Source organism: Enterobacter sp. JUb54 (genome assembly GCF_014298075.1).
Lineage (GTDB): Bacteria > Pseudomonadota > Gammaproteobacteria > Enterobacterales > Enterobacteriaceae > Klebsiella > Klebsiella lignicola.
The window spans coordinates 2,923,950-2,939,612 of the sequence record NZ_CP060418.1 but is presented as its reverse complement, the minus strand read 5'-3'; the positions used below and the strand labels follow the sequence as shown (position 1 = coordinate 2,939,612).

Here is a 15,663-nt window from a genome sequence, read left to right as displayed (position 1 = left end):
TTTCACAACACGTGGACCGTTATGTCGCTGATTCTCTTGAAAAGACGCAGATTTTTCTGGCCCACCTTCAGGCTGAACGGTTGGCCCTGGCTGCTGCCCGCACTGGTATTGGGGCTGTGGTACCTCGCCGCCGCCGGGCACTGGATGCCGGAACAAATTCTGCCTGCGCCGGCGGTGGTGGCTGATACCGCACTGTCGCTGCTGGGCAGCGATCTGATGGGCCAGTGGGGCGTCAGCCTTCAGCACCTGGCGAGCGGGCTGCTGCTGGGGGTGATGGCGGGCACCCTGCTGGGGGCGCTGTTTGGCCTGGTGCCGGCCGCCGCCCGGCGCATTGAGCCGCTGTTTTATGCGCTGGCGCAGATCCCGACTCTCGGCTGGATCCCGCTGTTTATGGTGCTGTTTGGTATCGATAACGGCCTGAAGCTGGCGGTTATCGTCAAAACCACCATCGTGCCGATGACCATCAACACTCAGCAGGCGGTGACCAGCGTGCCGTTAACGTTGGGGGAAGCGGCGCAGGTGATGAACTTTTCCCGCTGGCAGCGCCTGCGTTGGCTGGTGATCCCCGCAAGTCTTCCGGGTTGGTTCACCGGCCTGCGGCTGGCGCTTTCCCAGGCCTGGGTCTCGTTGATTGTGGTTGAACTGTTGGCTTCTTCCGAGGGCATCGGCTACCTGATGGTCTGGGGCCGTCAGCTGTTTCAGCTGGATATTGTCTTCGTCACCATTGCGGTGGTGGGCTTCAGCGGCTTGCTGATGGAGTGGGCGACCAACCGTCTCTACACCCGGCTGGTGTTCTGGCCGCAGCCTGCGACCGGGCGTCTGGCCTGGAAACCGCAGGCCAGCTGGCAGGCGTTTCAACTGCCGTTAATGCTGCTGGCGTTGTGGCAACTGGCCAGCCAGTGGGGCTGGATCGATACCACCTTATTCTCATCGCCGCTGGCGGTGGCGCAGCGCGCGCTTGAAGGCACGCTCAGCGGTGAACTGACCGCGGCGATGATGGCGAGCCTAGGGCGGGCATGTGCCGGCGGTGCGCTGGGTATTGTTGCCGGGCTGCTGTGCGGATTGCTGCTGGCCCTGCGTCCGCGCGTCGGGCAGATATTCACCCCGACGCTGAACGTCCTGCGTCATATCGCGCTGTTTGCCTGGCTGCCGCTGCTGACGGCATGGGTCGGCAACGACAACGGCGGCAAAATCGTGTTCATCGCGCTGGCGGCGTTCTTTCCCATGTTCTTCAGTACGTTACAGGCAGTCGGTCAGCGCGATCCGCAGCTCGACGATGTGGCCAGGGTGCTGCGTTTTGGCACCCTGACCCGCTTGCGGCAGCTGATTTTGCCGGGAGCCGCGCCGGGGATCTTTGCCGGCCTGCGCCTGGCCTTGATCTACGCCTGGCTTGGCAATATCGGTGCGGAATATTTCATGTCCTCCGGGACCGGCATCGGCAGCCTGATGATCAATGCGCAGCAGTTGCTTGATATGCCGACCATCCTCTGCGGGATGGTGCTGATTGGCCTTACCGGGGCGGCGCTGGATAAAGCCGGACGTTTACTGGAATTTCGCGCCACCCGCTGGCGCCAACAGGAGCAATGATGACCGCATCGACTTTGGTCTCTTTTCACCACGTGCGTAAATCCTGGCAACAGGTCACGGCGCTACACAATTTTAGCCTCGATATTGCCGCCGGCGAGCTGGTGGCGCTGGTCGGCAGCAGCGGCTGCGGCAAGTCGACGCTGCTGCGGATGCTGATTGGCCTTGAGCCGGTCACGCAGGGGGAGATCCGCGTGAATGGCCAGCCGGTTGTCGGAGTAGGAAAAGATCGCGGCATCGTGTTTCAGGAGCCGCGGCTGTTTCCCTGGCTGAAGGTTATCGACAACGTGATGCTTGGCCTGGCGGATGAACCGCTGAGCCGGGCGGAGAAGCGCCAGCGCGCGCTGGAGATGCTGGCGCGCGTGCAGTTGACTGAGTTCGCCGATGCGCTACCGGCGCAGCTTTCCGGCGGGATGGCTCAACGGGTCGCGATTGCCCGCGGGCTGATCGCACGTCCGCAAATTCTGATGCTTGATGAACCCTTCGGCGCGCTGGATGCCCTGACGCGCCACACCCTGCAGCAGGAGCTGCTGCGCATTCATCAGCAGGCGGGGACCACCACGTTGCTGGTGACTCACGATGTGGAAGAGGCCGTGGCGCTGGCCGACCGGGTGGTGGTGCTCTCGCCGCGCCCGGGGCGGATCCGTGAAGTGGTGACGCTGGCGCTACCGCATCCTCGTCAGCGCGATGAGGCGGGATTCGCCGCCGCCTGCCGCCAGATTCGTACATTGATTACTACTGCCTGATTTGACTTTTTAAGGAGTGACAACATGGGACATCCTTCCGTCTACCCGACCGGGGCCACGCTTTACGATCCGCAGCGAGCGTGGAGCGGCTATACCGTTTTCCAGGCGACCGAACATGGCGCGGTGCTGGTGGACATGAACGGCAACGTGGTCCGTGAATGGCCCGAGCTACATGGTTTTCCGAATAAAATCCTGCCCGGCGGGGCGATCCTTGGCCACAGCGGCGAGCGCGATCCCCGCTACGGCATGCAGGATATGCTCGATCTGATTCAGGTGGACTGGGATGGCAACATCACCTGGCGATTCGAGCGCTATGAACAGGTCAACGACCCTGGGCATCCGCCGCGCTGGATGGCGCGCGCGCACCATGATTATCAACGGGCGGGGAACCCGGTGGGCTATTACGCACCGGGGCTGGAGCCACAGGTGGAGGGCGGTAATACCTTAATTCTTGCCCATACCAACCTGATCAACGAGGCGATTTCCGACAAGCTGCTGCTGGATGACACCATCATCGAAGTCGACTGGCAGGGCAACGTGGTGTGGGAATGGCGATGCAGCGATCATTTTCACGAACTGGGCTTTGACGAGGCGGCGCGGACGGCGTTACGCAATAACCCCAATATGCGTGCCAGCGGCGGCGGCATGGGCGACTGGATGCACATTAACTCGATGTCGGCGCTGGGGCCCAACAAATGGTATGACGACGGCGATGCGCGTTTCCATCCAGACAACATCATCTGGGATGCGCGGGAATCCAATATCATCGCCATCATCGACAAACAGAGCGGGCGGATTGTCTGGCAGCTGGGGCCGGACTACAGCAAGCCGCAGCTGAAACATCTGGGCTGGATTATCGGCCAGCACCATGCGCATATGATCCCTCAGGGCTTACCGGGCGCTGGCAATATTTTGATCTTCGATAACGGCGGTTGGGCCGGATACGGTGCCCCTAATCCGGCCTCGGCGGATGGCGTGAAAAATGCCTGGCGCGACTATTCGCGGATCCTTGAGATCAACCCGGTGACGCTCGATATCGAATGGCGCTATTCGCCGTATGAGGCGGATCTTCCGCAGCCGACTGATTCGTACCGCTTCTATAGCCCTTATATCAGCAACATGCAGCGCCTCGAAAACGGCAATACCTTGATCAACGAAGGGTCCAACGGCCGCGTTTTTGAAGTTACCCGTGACCATGAAATCGTCTGGGAATATATCTCGCCATTCTGGGGAAAAACGTTAAATAACAATATGGTTTACCGCGCCTATCGGATCCCATATCACTGGATCCCGCAGCTGGCGCCGCCGGCAGAAACGGCGATCGCGGCGGTGGATGTGCGTACCCTGCGCCAGCCCGGCGCGGCGGCGGCGGGGCCTGCCCAGAGCGTGGTGCGCGTTGCCGGCGTGCAGCCTTACAGCAAAAGCGCCGATGCGCTGTGCGTGGCAACCGACAACGATACCCTGCGTCGCAGCCCGAAACTGTTCCGCGTCGCCGAGAGCCACTTTGTGCCGGTGAGCACGCAAAGCGAGCTGGCTGGCGAGCGTCCGGTTCTGTTGTTTGTCGGGGCCGAGCGCTGCGTCCACTGCCGTAAGCTGTGGCAACGGCTGAGCCATGAGACGCTCATCGACCAGATTGCGCCGCTGGAGACGCGTTACCTCGATGCCGATCGCCACCAGGCGCTGGCGCAACAGCTCGGAGTTCGCGGGTTACCTGCGCTGCTGGTGCTGAAATCCGGCAAGCCGACGACGCGGGCCCCGGCGGACCCATCCGTGGACAGTCTGGTGAACTGGTTACAAAGCGCGGTGTTGTAAGTCTCTCTGCGCCTGGCAAATCTGACCGTTTTGCCACTCGTTTTGCTACCCTTTGCCCTACGTGCAGGCGAGTCATTCTCCTGTCATCTTCGTTAAGCATGCTCTGGCGAGCCAATTTTTGCTGAGTAGGGAAAGCGCAACATGTCCAACAATCTGACGATTTTCGACCTGGATAATACCTTGATTAAGGGCGACAGCAGCACGGTCTGGAGCCGCTTCCTGGTGCGGGAGGGTTGGGTGAGCGATCCGGCGTATCTGGCGCGGGAAACCCTGCTGATGGACGATTACGATCGCGGCGAGATGAATATCGCCGATTATGTCGCGTTGCTGCAGGCGCCTCTGAGCGGCGTGCCGCAGGCGGAGGTCGACGCGCTGGTGGCCCGCTGCGTGTGCGAAGAGATTGTGCCGCGGGTCTATCCGCAGGCGTGGGATCTCCTGCAAACCCTGCGCGCGCAGGGTGAACAGATGTTGGTGATTTCGGCTTCAGTCAGCCTGCTGGTTCACGCGGTGGCGAAGGCCTTGGGGATTGAGCAGGCGTTGGGGATCGATGTGGAGATGGCCGACGGCGGCTACAGCGGCGTGATTGCCGGTACGCCGAGCTATCAGCAGGGGAAGGTGGTGCGGCTGGCGGCGTGGCAACAGGCCCATCCAGAATATTCGGGTGAGGTGACGTTCTACACCGATTCGATTAACGACCTGCCGCTGTGCCTGCATGCCGACCATGTCCGGCTGGTCAATCCCTGTCCGCAGCTCACGGCGGCAAATACCCGGCACCAGTGGCCGGTGCTGGAGTGGCGGCTGTAAATTCCCCGGAGGCGGCGCTGCGCACCTGTCCGGGATACGGGGTGGGTGCTGTCGGTGTTTGACTGGCGCTGGTGGTTGATGTTTCCCCGGAGGCGGTGCTGCGCACCTGTCCGGGCTACGGGTGGGTGCTGTTGGGGCTTAACCGGTGTTTGTGGGTGATGTTTCCCCGGAGGCGGTGCTGCGCACCTGTCCGGGGTACGGGCTGGATGCTGTCGGGGCTTAACCGGCGCTGGTGGTTGATGTTTTCCCGGAGGCGGTGCTGCGCACCTGTCCGGGCTACGGGGTGGGTGCGGTTGGGGCTTAACTGGTGCTGGTGCGTTGATGCTTTCCCGGAGGCGGCGCTGCGCACCTGTCCGGGCTACGGGTGGGTGCTGTTGGCGCTTAACTGGCGCTGGTGGGTGATGTTTCCCCGGAGGCGGCGCTGCGCACCTGTCCGGGCTACGGGTGGGTGCTGTTGGGGCTTAACCGGTGTTTGTGGGTGATGTTTCCCCGGAGGCGGTGCTGCGCACCTGTCCGGGCTACGGGTGGGTGCTGTCGGGGCTTAACTGGCGCTGGTGGGTTATGTCTTCCCGGAGGCGGCGCTGCGCACCTGTCCGGGCTACGGGTGGGTGCTGTCGGGGCTTAACTGGCGCTGGTGGTTGATATTTCCCCGGAGGCGGCGCTGCGCACCTGTCCGGGCTACGGGTGGGTGCTGTCGGGGCTTAACCTGTGCTGGTGGGTGATGTCTTCCCGGAGGCGGTGCTGCGCACCTGTCCGGGCTACGGGTGGGTGCTGTTGGGGCTTAACCGGTGCTGGTGGGTGATGTTTCCCCGGAGGTGGTGCTGCGCACCTGTCCGGGCTACGGGGTGGGTGCGGTTGGGGCTTAACTGGTGCTGGTGCGTTGATGCTTTCCCGGAGGCGGCGCTGCGCACCTGTCCGGGCTACGGGTGGGTGCTGTTGGCGCTTAACTGGCGCTGGTGGGTGATGTTTTCCCGGAGGCGGTGCTGCGCACCTGTCCGGGCTACGGGGTGGGTGCTGTCGGGGCTTAACTGGCGCTGGTGGGTGATGTTTCCCCGGAGGCGGTGCTGCGCACCTGTCCGGGCTACCAGATTGCACTGGCCTGTAGCCCGGACAGGCGCATCGCGCCGCCTCCGGGAAACGCTAATCAGCTTTAAATAATGGCACCACGCTGCCGCCAATGTACCGGCGGCGCAGCCACGCGGAGAGCGTATCCATCGCCATCACCACCGCGACCAGCAACAGGGTGATAAACATCACAACGTCCCAGTTCCACAGGCGCATATTTTCCGCATAAATCAGGCCGATGCCGCCAGCGCCGACGAAACCTAACACCGCGGCGGAGCGGGTATTCGACTCGATCTGATACAGGCTCAGCGCCAGAAACGTCGGGAACGACTGGGTAAAAATGCCGAAGCGATGTTTCTGCAAGCCGTTGGCGCCCACGGCGGTCAGCCCGCGCCCTGGCGAACGGTCAACCGCTTCATGCCCTTCGGCGTACAGCCGCCCGAGCAGACCGGTATCCTGCATGATAATCGCCAGCACCCCGGCCAGCGGCCCAAGCCCTACGGCGCGCACGAAAATCAGCCCCCAGATGGCCATATCAATACCGCGCAGGACGTCAAACAGACGGCGTATCAGCAGGGCGATAAAGCCAGGGATAAGCCCGCGCATAATGTTGCGCGCCGCGAGGAAAGAGAGCAGCAGCGCAATCACCGTGGCGGTCAGGGTGCCGACGAAGACAATCGCCAGCGTGATGCCAATCTGCGTGAAGTAGTAGCGGAAGGGCCAGTTCCAGAAGTCATGCCAGACAAACATCCGCAGCAGATAGCGGCTGATTTGCTGCAGCCCGGTGGTCAGCTGCTCGCTGCTGATGCCGAACTGCATAAAGAACCAGACGTAATAGAGCACGCTCGCCAGCGTCAACAGCCCGACGAAACGCAAATAGCGCCCCTGAGCCCGATACAACTGCCGATGCTGCCGACGACTGGCGGCCACATCCGGTTGGTTTTGCCATTGACTCATTTTTTGCCCTCAAGAACCCACTGTCGCAGGCGGCCAGACTGCATATCCAGCAGCGACACCACGATGATAATCAGCAGCAGCGTGATGCTGACCTGATCGTAACGATCCAGTTTGATGTTGGTCATCAGCTCCTGGCCGATCCCACCGGCGCCCACCAGCCCAAGAATGGTGGACGAGCGGAAGTTAATCTCCAGGCGCATAAAACCGTAAGAGAGAAAGATCGGTTTAACCTGCGGCCACAATGCAAAACGGATCCGCTGTATCGGCGAGGCGCCGCACGCCAGCAGGCCGCGCACCGGCTTGTCCTGGGCGCTTTCCACCGCTTCATAAAACAGCTTGGTCAGGCTGCCGACGGTGTGCAGCATCAGCGCCAGAAAGCCGGGGATCGCGCCAATGCCGAAGGCCATCACGAAAATCACCGCCCACGCCAGCTCCGGCATGGTGCGTAAAAAGGCCACCACCACGCGGATGGCAAAGCGCACCGGCGGCGGTGACCAGGCGTTGTTGGCGGCGAGAAACGCCAGCAGGGTGGCGATGGCGACTGCGACCAGCGTCGAGGCCAGCGACAGCTGTAAGGTCTCCCAGATCAGCGGCAACTGAATCGGCAGCCGGTAGCCCCAGTAGGCCAGCGAGCCTTTGGTGTGGGAGTCGGCAAACAGCGTGCTGAAATGGAGCGTCGGCAGCGTCTCATACATGTAATCGAGAAAATTCGGCAGCGAATGCCAGATGGTGAAGAGATTAAATTCAGCGGCGCTGCCGGCGGCGAAGTAGAGCACCAGTAACAGCAGGGACCAGCCAAAGGTGTCGCGCTTTTGCCGCGTCCGTACCTGCTGGTAATAACGTTCAAATTCGGTGTTCGATATATTCATACGTCGATGGGTCTTCAGCATGCCGCCGCCTCACGCGGGTAGTCGCGGAGGCGGCGTTGGGGCGGGATTAACGCGCGCTCACCAGCTCGCGTTTCATATCGATAATCTGCTGGAAATCAGCCACGCTACCCGGGCCGATATGCTGGGTACCGCCCATGGCTTTGATAAAGCAGGCGTGGTCTTCGGTATCCAGTTTTTTGATCGCGGTAATGACTTTGGCTTTGAAATCAGCCGGCAGCGCATTGCTCACCAGGATCGGGCCGTTAGGGATCAGCGGCGATTGCCAGATGATGCGGATCTGCTTCATCAGATCGGGATGATCCATACGAATCAGGCGGTTAAAGGCGCCAACGCTGTAGCCGCTGTTGTAGTCACCGACCATTGAGGTCCAGGTGACCGCGCCCGCGAACTGGCCATTCAGAACCCCGAGAATGTCCTGCTCGTGGCCGCCGGAGAAGGTGACGCTGGAGAAGAAGTTTTTGTACTTATCATCCGACGTGCCGCCGAATTTCTGTTTAAAGGCGTGGTTGGGGATCAAAAAGCCGGAAGTGGAGTCCGGGTCGGCGAAGCCAAACGCTTTGCCTTTCAGATCGTCTAACGTTTTATACGGGCTGTCGGCTTTAACGATCACCACCGAGTGGTAGCCGCGGGACTGATCTTTATCATCCACGGCGATCCCGACAATATCGACCGCTTTCGGGTTATTGATATACACCGAAGCGTAGGACGAAGGCGACATGCTCAGCACCACGTCCACTTTACCGCCCAGCAGACCCTGGATAACGCCGGAATAGTCGGAAGAGTTACGTAATTTGGTATCGACGTTCAGCTCTTTATCGAGGAACTGTTTGACGCACTGGTTATCACCAATTTGCTGGGTGGCGTTCTGGCCCCCGAGGATCCCCAGATTTAATTCTTTTGGCTGTTCCGCAGCACCTGCCTGCCACGCCATCATTATTCCCGCAACCGCTGCGGATAAACGAACTGCACCAGTGATGTGTTGTTTCATTATGTTGTCCGTGTGAGTGGCAATTAATGCAATTGGCTAATTTCATCCCCGTACAGCTGATGCAGAATGTCCTGCGTCAGCCGTGAAGGATGGTCGTCAAAAATAATGTTGCCCTTCGCGACGCCAATAACGCGCGTGCAATACTCTTTCACCAGCTCCACCGAATGCAGGTTCACCATCACGCTGATGCCCTGTTCGCTGATTTCGCGCAGGACATTCATGATGCGCTGCGTATTTTTAGGATCGAGAGAGGCAACCGGCTCGTCGGCCAGTAAAATGCCAGGGTTCTGCATCAGCGCGCGGCAGATGGCGACGCGTTGCATCTGGCCGCCGGAGAGATTTTCTGCACGCTGTAGCGCGTGGGGCAGCATGTTCATCCACTCCAGTAGCGAAATGGCGCGCGCCCGGTCGGCGTCAGGGAAGATCTTAAACAGGGATTTCAACGTTGAGGTCTGGCTCAGGCGGCCCAGCAGCACGTTGGTCAGCACGTCGAGGCGCGGCACCAGGCAAAAGTCCTGGAAAATCATGCCGCATTCGCTGCGCCAGGCGTTTAATGCCCGGCCCGTCAGCTTCGCCACATCGTGGGGCATGCCCACTTCCGGGTAGCTGAGGATCTCGCCGCCGGTAGCGCTGTGGGTGCCATTCAGCACATGCAGCAGGGTGGATTTCCCGGCGCCAGAGCGGCCGATCACCCCTACCAGTTCACCGGTATGGAGATCAAAACTGATGTCAGCCAGCACGGTTTGCTGCGCGCTGTATGACTTATTCAGGTTGCGCACGCTTAAGACTTTCCGCTGCCGGGTGCTGTCCGGCTGACCCGCTGGCGGATAATCGGTGTCGCTGACCATGGCAAGAGAACTATTCATCACAGTGTCCAGATTCGTCATTAAACTGGGCACTATTAATGGTGTTTTATGTGATCGTTATATGACGGTAAGACGAAAGAATGGTGAACGGCGCGGTTATTGCGTGAGCGCGGGCGGCGAAACCGGCAGGAAAAAACGGGCCCTGGCGCAGGATGCCGGGGCCCGTCAGACGGCGCGTCAGGCGGCCTGGCCGCGGGCGTGACGCCGGCTAAAGCGGCGGTTGGCCAGCAGGCTCAGGCCGCAGCACAGCAGGTAGTAGACCACGCCGGTGAAGACAAAAATCGCCAGCGGGTAGATCTGCACCCGGTTGTTGACCTGACCGGCGACGGTGGTCAGCTCCGGGACGTTAACGATAAACGCCAGCGAGGTGTCTTTCAGCAGGTTGATAAAAATCCCCACCAGCGACGGCTGCACGTTGCGTAGCGCCTGGGGCAGCAGGACAAAGCGCAGCGTTTGCCCGGCAGAAAAGCCCTGGCTGCGGGCGGCTTCAGGCTGCCCGGCGGGTAACGACTGCAGGCCTGCCAGCACCGAATGCATCACCGATGCGGCAGTAAACCATGCCAGCGCCAGGGTCACCGTCACCGCCCCCGGCAGATCGCTCCCGGTGAGCATCGGCAGCAGATACCACAGCCAGAAAATGACGAAAATAAGCGGAATGCCGCGGATCAGCTCGGCCCACAGAAACAGCACCCGACGCACCACGCCGCCGTAACGCCAGGCGGCCCCGGCCAGCACAACGCCGAGGGGCAGCGCCAGCGCCGCCGCGCCAATCGCCATCATCAGCGTCAGGGCGACGCCGCCGGGAATGCCTTCCGCCAGTCGTCCCCACAGCAGGTAATCGAGGTTATCGGCGATCACCGCCAGATTAGCGTTCATGCGACAGGCTCCTGAGCGGCGTTTTGCCCGGACCGAGACGCGTCAGCACCATCCCCATGATCACCCCGAGCGCCAGATACAGCACCGTGCCGACGGCGAAGGCCTCCAGCGCGTGAGCGTTATAGCTCTCAATTTGCCGCACCTGGTAGGTCAGCTCGGCAAAGCCGATGCCGCTGGCGAGCGATGAGAGCTTCATCAGGTTCAGATACTGGCCGACGATCGGCTGCCAGGCGTTGGTCAGCCCTTGCGGCAGCAGGATATGACGCAGCTCGCCCCACGGCGTAAAGCCCTGCGCGAGGGCCGCTTCGCGCTGGCCGTGGCTGACGGCACGCAGTCCGGAGGCGATCTCTTCCACCAGAAACGCCGAGGTAAACACCCCCAGCCCCCACATGGAGCAGAGAAACTCCGGCGTCAGCCACCAGACGTTGCCCGGCAGAATGGACCAGGCGTGGTCGGCATTAATGAAATCCCGCACCGCCAGCGGCAGCAGGTTCCAGGCGGCGAAATACCAGAACAGCAGTTGCACCAGCAGCGGGGTGTTGCGAAACAACGAAACCCAGCAGGCTACCAGGCCGCGCCCGGTTCGCCCGCCGCCTAAGCGCAGGGCCAGCAGCACAATCGCCAGCGCGGTCGCCAGCAAGATACCGGCGACGCTGACCCACAGGGTGGTGAGAAAACCGGAAATGATCCACTGTAGCGGCTGCCCGCTCAGCACGCCATGCCAGTCGAGTAGCGGGGTCATTCGAGGCTCTCCTGGTGCAGCGGATCCAGCACCTTTTGCAGAAAGCGCCGGGTGCGGGCGTGCTGGGGCCGGGCGAAAAAGTCCGCCGGGGGCGCCACTTCGAGAATATCGCCGCCGTCGATAAACACTACCCGGTCGGCAATATCGCGGGCAAACTGCATCTCGTGGGTCACCACCACCATGGTGATACCGCTGTGGGCCAGCTGCTTCATGACCAGCAACACTTCGCCAATCATTTCCGGATCGAGCGCTGAGGTTGGTTCATCGAAGAGGATAATTTGCGGCGAGGAGGCGAGCGCCCGGGCGATGGCCACCCGCTGCTGCTGGCCGCCGGAGAGCTGAGAGGGCATGTGCTGCGCCTTATCTTCCAGCCCGACCTGGTGCAGCAGCTCCAGCGCCCGCCTATGGGCGGCATTTTTCTGCCAGCCGTGGACGCGCTCCAGCGCGAGGGTGATATTTTCCTGTGCCGTCAGGTGGGCATAGAGATTGAACTGCTGAAACACAAAACCCACCCGGCTGCGTAACTGGCGCAGGGCGCTGTTCGTCAACTGGCGGGTGGGTTTTCCGTCGATCAGGATCTCACCATTGCTCAGGGATTCGAGCTGGTTGATCAGGCGGATCAGCGTTGATTTCCCCGATCCCGACGGGCCAAGGATCGCCACTACTTCCCCCGGCTCAATCTGCAGGTCGATCCCGTTGAGAACCTGATGGTCGCCGTAGCGTTTGGCCGCCTGGCGAAATTCGATACTGGCGCGCTGCAAATGTGAAAAATCCGCGGACGAAGCCGCGGAGCGTGAAAACAGACCCGATAACATATTATTTCGCTTCTATGGTAAACGCGCGCGGCTGTGGGGTTTTGGTGGCAGGACCAAACCAGACATCATAGATTTTTGCCGCCTGGCCGGATTGCTCCAGCTTCACCAGCTCGTCGTTGACCGCCTTCAGCAGCGCAGGTTCACCTTTTTTAACCCCCACGCCAATTTCCTCTTTGCTCAGCAGGTCGGGGATGATTTTAAAGCTGGCTTTGTCCGGCGCCTCTGCCAGCAAACCGGCCAGAATGGTGCTGTCCTGGGTAATGGCCTGGACGTTGCCGTTGCGCAGCGCGGTCAGCGCCAGCGGAATATCGTCATAGGAGAGCACCCGCGACTGCGGGAAGCGTTGGTGCAGCGCCTGTTCGCCGGTGGTGCCTTTTACCGCGCCAATCCGCGCTTTGCTGTAGCTGTCGAGCTGGTCTGCCGCTTTGACCGGTACGAGGAACTGCTGGCCGGTAACAAAATAAGGTGTTGAGAAATCAATTACCTGAGCGCGCTCCGGGGTGATGGTGATGTCGGCGACGATCAGGTCAGCCTTGCCGGACTGCAGCAGCGGAATACGGTTGGCCGGGTTAGTGGCGACCAGTTCCAGTTTTACCCCCAGCGAGGTTGCCAGCGCGTTGGCAAAATCGACGTCATAGCCCACCAGCTGGTGGGTTTTTGGATCAACCGAGCCGAACGGCGGGTTGGCATCAAAAGTGGCGACTTTGACCACGCCTGCAGCCTTGATATCGGCCAGCTGGTCCGCCTGGGCCTGCGTCGTTAACCCCAGAATCCCCAGTGCTAACACGAGTGTTGTTTTTGCCATGCGCATAATTTAATCCCCTGAATCCCTGTTTTTATGTTGTGGCTATTACGCTCCCACAGATTCACCGGGCCGGGCAAAGAAGAAAAAATGCTTATTTATATCGAAATACACATAAGGAAAATATGGGTATCTCTGCGCCAGCTATGTACCAGCTTCCGGGCGACGGGAAGGTCGGTAATTTGCATCTTTTGGGAATCGTAATCAGGAATTGATATTTCCCGCCCGGCGTCATCTGTGGTTGAAATAACGTCAGACACATTGCGTCCCGACGGAGGAAAAATGAAAGTGGCACTATGGCAACGGATCACGGGCTGGCTGGCGTTTTTATCTAACGGTGAAGCCGGGCAGCAGGATACCCAACGCATGATGGAGGCAATATTACCGGTCGCCAGCCTGTACGGCGTGGATATCGCGAATGTTGAAACAAGGTGGTTCCGTCATGATAAAACATACTGAGCGACGCAGGACGCGTGAAGCCTACTGGAATGAGGTGTGCTTTGTGTAGCGCGAGGCTACTGGCGGTTGCGGTAAACGGGACAGTATCCGCAGCCGCCAGCAGCTTTAATTTTTGCCAATCCCCAACGGTTTGACCTTGCCATGTAGCGCCGGATTGTCGCTCTCATCTTTGAGATGCACGCCGGTCAGACGACGTAAAAACGCCTGCTCCAGCAGCCACGCCAGCTTAAAGGCGGCGGCTTCATATCCCAGCCCGTCCGGGCGAATATTCGAAATACAGTTGCGCTCTGACTCCAGCCGCTGACGATGCGGTTGCCAGGTCAGATAGACCCCGAGGCTGTCCGGAGACGAGAGCCCTGGGCGCTCGCCAATTAATATCGCCACCGCTCTGGCCTGTAACGTTTCGCCGATATCATCGCCCAGCGCCACCCGCGACTGATGGGCCAGCACCACCGGCGCCAGGCTGATGCTCAACGTCTGCAGATAGGGCAGCAGGGCGCGAATCAACGGCAACGCCTGCCGGTGCACGGCATACGACGACAGCCCGTCGCCAATCACCAGCAACAGGTCCGCCGGACGGGTGCCGCTGGCGGCCAGATCGGCGCGGCTGGCGTCACTCAACCGCCGCCCGAGGTCGGGGCGATTAAAGTAAATATGGCGATCGCTGGCGGCGCTGTGCACCGTCAACGATGACAACCCCATCTCTGCCAGCGGCGGTTCCAGCTGCTCGCTTTCAAATGGCCGGTGAATCGCATCGCGGGCCCTGGCATGGGCAAGGCCGAAGTTGAGCACTTCACGGGTGGGCAGGCTGGCGCCGCTGCGTCCCAGGGCGATCCGCGCATCGGTAAATTCGCGCAGCGGGTTCCAGGCATCGGGTCGGTTCATACTGGTGCTCCTTGCGGCAGGACGGAGAGCAGCGGATGGCGGGCATCGGTCAGGCGCAGCGTACCGTCCGGGTCGATAATCTGCATTTTCGCCAGCCAGGCGGCAAATTCAGGGGCGTGCTTTAACCCCAGCAGACGGCGGGCGTACAGCGCATCGTGAAACGAGGTGCTCTGGTAGTTGAGCATGATGTCGTCGGCGCCCGGTACGCCGATGAGAAAGGTCAGCCCGGCGTTGCACAGCAAGGTCAGCAGGGTGTCCATATCGTCCTGATCCGCTTCCGCATGGTTGGTGTAGCAGACATCGCAGCCGATCGGCAGCCCCATCAGCTTCCCGCAGAAGTGGTCTTCCAGACCGGCGCGGATAATCTGCTTACCGTCGTAGAGATACTCCGGGCCAATAAATCCCACCACCGTATTGACCAGCAGCGGCTCGAAATGACGGGCCACGGCGTAGGCGCGGGCTTCGCAGGTCTGCTGATCGACGCCGTGATGGGCGTTGGCGGACAGCGCGCTGCCCTGTCCGGTTTCGAAATACATCACGTGGTTGCCCAGGGTGCCGCGATTGAGGCTCAGGGCGGCTTCGCGCGCCTCCTGCAGCAGCGCCAGGTTGATACCAAAGCCGCTGTTGGCCGCCTCGGTGCCTGCCACCGACTGAAACACCAGGTCCACCGGCGCCCCGCGCTCAATCAGCTGCAGGGTGTTGGTGACGTGGGTCAGAATGCAGGACTGGGTCGGGATGGCGAAGCGCTGGATAATATCGTCGAGCATATGGTTGAGCTGCGCCAGAACCGGCAGGCTGTCGCTGGCCGGGTTGATGCCGATAACCGCATCCCCCGCGCCGTACAGCAGGCCGTCAAGCATGCTGGCGGCGATCCCTTTCATGTCATCCGTTGGATGATTGGGCTGCAGGCGCACGCTAAGGTGCCCCGGCAGGCCAATGGTATTGCGAAAGCGGGTGATGACCCGGCACTTGCTGGCCGCGAGGATCAGGTCCTGATTACGCATCAGTTTGCTGACCGCCGCCGCCATTTCCGGGGTAATCGCCCGGGCTACCTGTTGCAGTGTGGCGGTATCGGTGGCGTCATCCAGCAGCCAGTCGCGAAAATCCCCCACCGTCAGATGACGAATGGCGGCAAACGCTGCGCTGTCGTGGGTGTCGATAATCAGCCGGGTCACCTCATCCTGCTCATACGGAATGAGGGGATTGGCCAGAATCTCCGTCAGCGCAATTTTCGCCGCCATCCGTTCTTCGGCGCTATCGGCGATCACGCCCGCGAGGGCGTCGCCGGAACGGGCTGGCGAGGCCTTAGCCATCAGCGTTTTCAGACTATCAAAGCGCCATACCTGGCCCGATAGCGTGGTTTTATACATGC

The 15,663-nt window shown here is 60.9% G+C and carries 15 protein-coding genes; 5 read left to right on the top strand and 10 right to left on the bottom strand.

Annotated elements, in window-relative coordinates; genetic code table 11:
* The first annotated feature begins 21 nt into the window (after nt 1-21).
* The 4 genes from HF679_RS13530 to HF679_RS13515 all read left to right on the top strand — a co-directional run bounded on the left by HF679_RS13530 (nt 22) and on the right by HF679_RS13515 (nt 4,946).
* A complete protein-coding gene (locus tag HF679_RS13530; RefSeq protein ID WP_187042125.1) occupies nt 22-1,587 on the top strand; it encodes an ABC transporter permease in 1,566 nt (521 codons plus the stop codon).
* A complete protein-coding gene (locus tag HF679_RS13525) occupies nt 1,587-2,330 on the top strand; it encodes an ABC transporter ATP-binding protein (protein ID WP_123755603.1) in 744 nt (247 codons plus the stop codon). The genes HF679_RS13530 and HF679_RS13525 overlap by 1 nt, the downstream gene beginning before the upstream one ends.
* Nucleotides 2,331-2,354: 24 nt before the next feature.
* Nucleotides 2,355-4,142: an aryl-sulfate sulfotransferase gene (locus HF679_RS13520; RefSeq protein ID WP_123755604.1), complete on the top strand. Its 1,788-nt coding sequence runs from the start codon at nt 2,355-2,357 to the stop codon at nt 4,140-4,142.
* Nucleotides 4,143-4,283: 141 nt separating this feature from the next.
* Nucleotides 4,284-4,946, top strand: coding sequence for an HAD family hydrolase (locus HF679_RS13515; protein ID WP_123755605.1), 663 nt, complete (start codon nt 4,284-4,286; stop codon nt 4,944-4,946).
* 1,140 nt (nt 4,947-6,086) lie between these two features.
* Here HF679_RS13515 and phnE (HF679_RS13510) read toward each other — a convergent pair.
* The 8 genes from phnE (HF679_RS13510) to HF679_RS13475 form a co-directional block, all read right to left on the bottom strand.
* Nucleotides 6,087-6,968, bottom strand: coding sequence for a phosphonate ABC transporter, permease protein PhnE (phnE, locus tag HF679_RS13510; RefSeq protein ID WP_187042124.1), 882 nt, complete (start codon nt 6,966-6,968; stop codon nt 6,087-6,089).
* Nucleotides 6,965-7,837, bottom strand: a complete 873-nt coding sequence (phnE, locus tag HF679_RS13505) for a phosphonate ABC transporter, permease protein PhnE (protein ID WP_187043057.1) — start codon at nt 7,835-7,837, stop codon at nt 6,965-6,967. Before phnE (HF679_RS13505) ends, phnE (HF679_RS13510) begins: the two co-directional genes overlap by 4 nt.
* A 67-nt stretch (nt 7,838-7,904) precedes the next feature.
* Entirely contained in the window at nt 7,905-8,846 is a 942-nt protein-coding gene (gene phnD / locus HF679_RS13500; RefSeq protein WP_123755607.1) for a phosphonate ABC transporter substrate-binding protein, read from the bottom strand.
* A gap of 23 nt (nt 8,847-8,869) precedes the next feature.
* Entirely contained in the window at nt 8,870-9,712 is an 843-nt protein-coding gene (gene phnC / locus HF679_RS13495; RefSeq protein ID WP_123755608.1) for a phosphonate ABC transporter ATP-binding protein, read from the bottom strand.
* A gap of 177 nt (nt 9,713-9,889) precedes the next feature.
* A complete protein-coding gene (locus HF679_RS13490) occupies nt 9,890-10,588 on the bottom strand; it encodes an amino acid ABC transporter permease (protein ID WP_123755609.1) in 699 nt (232 codons plus the stop codon).
* Nucleotides 10,578-11,330 carry an amino acid ABC transporter permease gene (locus HF679_RS13485; RefSeq protein ID WP_123755610.1) on the bottom strand — a complete coding sequence of 251 codons (753 nt, stop codon included), beginning with the start codon at nt 11,328-11,330 and terminating at the stop codon, nt 10,578-10,580. Before HF679_RS13485 ends, HF679_RS13490 begins: the two co-directional genes overlap by 11 nt.
* A complete protein-coding gene (locus HF679_RS13480) occupies nt 11,327-12,145 on the bottom strand; it encodes an amino acid ABC transporter ATP-binding protein (RefSeq protein WP_123755611.1) in 819 nt (272 codons plus the stop codon). Before HF679_RS13480 ends, HF679_RS13485 begins: the two co-directional genes overlap by 4 nt.
* A 1-nt stretch (nt 12,146) precedes the next feature.
* Complete coding sequence (locus tag HF679_RS13475; RefSeq protein ID WP_123755612.1) at nt 12,147-12,956, bottom strand: ABC transporter substrate-binding protein; 810 nt, start codon at nt 12,954-12,956, stop codon at nt 12,147-12,149.
* Nucleotides 12,957-13,229: 273 nt separating this feature from the next.
* Here HF679_RS13475 and HF679_RS13470 point away from each other — a divergent pair, with 273 nt between their 5' ends.
* Nucleotides 13,230-13,406 carry a hypothetical protein gene (locus tag HF679_RS13470; RefSeq protein ID WP_123755613.1) on the top strand — a complete coding sequence of 59 codons (177 nt, stop codon included), beginning with the start codon at nt 13,230-13,232 and terminating at the stop codon, nt 13,404-13,406.
* Nucleotides 13,407-13,511: 105 nt separating this feature from the next.
* Here the strand turns inward: HF679_RS13470 and eutC are convergent, their stop codons facing one another.
* Together eutC and HF679_RS13460 are read right to left on the bottom strand one after the other, a co-directional pair.
* On the bottom strand, nt 13,512-14,291 hold the full coding sequence (gene eutC / locus HF679_RS13465) for an ethanolamine ammonia-lyase subunit EutC (protein WP_187042123.1): 780 nt from the start codon (nt 14,289-14,291) through the stop codon (nt 13,512-13,514).
* Nucleotides 14,288-15,661 carry an ethanolamine ammonia-lyase subunit EutB gene (locus HF679_RS13460; protein WP_187042122.1) on the bottom strand — a complete coding sequence of 458 codons (1,374 nt, stop codon included), beginning with the start codon at nt 15,659-15,661 and terminating at the stop codon, nt 14,288-14,290. The genes eutC and HF679_RS13460 overlap by 4 nt, the downstream gene beginning before the upstream one ends.
* Between the last annotated feature and the right edge of the window lie 2 nt (nt 15,662-15,663).

Coding starts and splice junctions, on each gene's coding strand:
- HF679_RS13530 (WP_187042125.1), top strand. CDS start 22: ATGTCGCTGATTCTCTTGAAAAGACGCAGATTTTTCTGGCCCACCTTC.
- HF679_RS13525 (WP_123755603.1), top strand. CDS start 1,587: ATGACCGCATCGACTTTGGTCTCTTTTCACCACGTGCGTAAATCCTGG.
- HF679_RS13520 (WP_123755604.1), top strand. CDS start 2,355: ATGGGACATCCTTCCGTCTACCCGACCGGGGCCACGCTTTACGATCCG.
- HF679_RS13515 (WP_123755605.1), top strand. CDS start 4,284: ATGTCCAACAATCTGACGATTTTCGACCTGGATAATACCTTGATTAAG.
- phnE (WP_187042124.1), bottom strand. CDS start 6,968: ATGAGTCAATGGCAAAACCAACCGGATGTGGCCGCCAGTCGTCGGCAG.
- phnE (WP_187043057.1), bottom strand. CDS start 7,837: ATGAATATATCGAACACCGAATTTGAACGTTATTACCAGCAGGTACGG.
- phnD (WP_123755607.1), bottom strand. CDS start 8,846: ATGAAACAACACATCACTGGTGCAGTTCGTTTATCCGCAGCGGTTGCG.
- phnC (WP_123755608.1), bottom strand. CDS start 9,712: ATGAATAGTTCTCTTGCCATGGTCAGCGACACCGATTATCCGCCAGCG.
- HF679_RS13490 (WP_123755609.1), bottom strand. CDS start 10,588: ATGAACGCTAATCTGGCGGTGATCGCCGATAACCTCGATTACCTGCTG.
- HF679_RS13485 (WP_123755610.1), bottom strand. CDS start 11,330: ATGACCCCGCTACTCGACTGGCATGGCGTGCTGAGCGGGCAGCCGCTA.
- HF679_RS13480 (WP_123755611.1), bottom strand. CDS start 12,145: ATGTTATCGGGTCTGTTTTCACGCTCCGCGGCTTCGTCCGCGGATTTT.
- HF679_RS13475 (WP_123755612.1), bottom strand. CDS start 12,956: ATGCGCATGGCAAAAACAACACTCGTGTTAGCACTGGGGATTCTGGGG.
- HF679_RS13470 (WP_123755613.1), top strand. CDS start 13,230: ATGAAAGTGGCACTATGGCAACGGATCACGGGCTGGCTGGCGTTTTTA.
- eutC (WP_187042123.1), bottom strand. CDS start 14,291: ATGAACCGACCCGATGCCTGGAACCCGCTGCGCGAATTTACCGATGCG.
- HF679_RS13460 (WP_187042122.1), bottom strand. CDS start 15,661: ATGTATAAAACCACGCTATCGGGCCAGGTATGGCGCTTTGATAGTCTG.